General features: G+C 50.0%; 1 protein-coding gene. It reads left to right on the top strand.

Going from position 1 to position 1,240, the window contains the following annotated elements:
- Positions 1 to 69 precede the first annotated feature (69 nt).
- Positions 70 to 1,232, top strand: a protein-coding gene (locus V6U78_RS12675) for an IS3 family transposase (protein WP_405341566.1) whose coding sequence is annotated in 2 segments (ribosomal slippage) — positions 70 to 325 and positions 325 to 1,232 — 1,164 coding nt in all. Because the reading frame shifts where the segments join, the coding sequence is not laid out codon by codon here.
- Positions 1,233 to 1,240: the final 8 nt, after the last annotated feature.

Raw genomic sequence — 1,240 nt, forward strand, 5'->3', positions numbered from 1 at the left:
CTTGTAGTGGTTCAATAAACCCGGACATCTTTTACGGTGGTAATATTGCCACCCAAAGCGAGGTGTCTGATGACCAAGAAACGACGTTCATTTTCTCCTGAGTTTAAGCAGGAAGCAGCCAGCCTGGTACTGGATCAAAACTATACTTTTACTGAAGCTGCTCGATCTTTGGGCGTTGCTGAAAGCTCAATCCGGGGCTGGGTCAAACAGCTTGCTCAGGAGCGTGAAGGGATTACACCAAAAGGCAAAGCCCTGACAGCCGATCAGAGACGTATACAAGAGCTGGAAGCCCGCTGTAAGCGCCTGGAGCAAGAGAAAAACATACTAAAAAAGGCTACCGCTCTCTTAATGTCGGACGAAATCAATCCTACACGCTGATAGACCAGTTGAGTGAGCAAGAGCCTGTTGAAATGGTCTGTGCAGCTTTTGATGTCAGTCGATCCAGTTACTATGAATACCGTCAACGGCGTACTCAAGTGGACGCTAAGCGCCTAGCCCTGAAAGCTCAGGTTAAACGTCTTTTCACAAAAAGTCGAAACTCTGCTGGCAGCCGCACACTTCAAGGGCAACTTAAAGCAGAAGGAACGGATATTGGACGTTTTAAAGTCCGTAGCCTGATGCGTGAACTGGGTCTGACCTGTAAGCAGCCTGGTTCCCATGCTTACAAGCAAGCAACGGTTGAGAGGCTTGATATTGCAAACCACCTGGCCCGTGAGTTCAGTGTTGAGTGTCCTGATCAAGTCTGGTGTGGTGACATCACCTATGTCTGGACGGGCCAGGAGTGGAGTTATCTGGCTGTGGTATTGGATCTGTATGCCCGCCGTGTTGTGGGCTGGGCTCTGTCATCCAGCCCAGATGCTGACCTGGTGGTTAAGGCACTGGATCACGCCTGGGAACAGCGAGGTCACCCCAGGAATGTCATGTTCCACTCAGACCAGGGGAGCCAGTATGCCAGCCGCAAATTCCGGCAAAGGCTCTGGCGTTACCAGATCAAGCAAAGCATGAGCCGAAGAGGAAACTGCTGGGACAACGCCCCGATGGAAAGGCTGTTCCGTAGCTTAAAATCGGAGTGGGTACCGGCACTCGGTTATAGTAGCCTGAATTTAGCCAGACGAGATATTGGTGAATACTTGATGGGCTATTATAACCAGCAACGACCTCATACCTTCAATGGTGGACTAACGCCTATTGCAGCTGAGGAAAAACTTAAAATACTGTCCGGAATTAGTTGACCACTACA

The sequence above is a fragment of the Marinospirillum alkalitolerans genome (assembly GCF_045055655.1).
GTDB lineage: Bacteria > Pseudomonadota > Gammaproteobacteria > Pseudomonadales > Halomonadaceae > Marinospirillum > Marinospirillum alkalitolerans.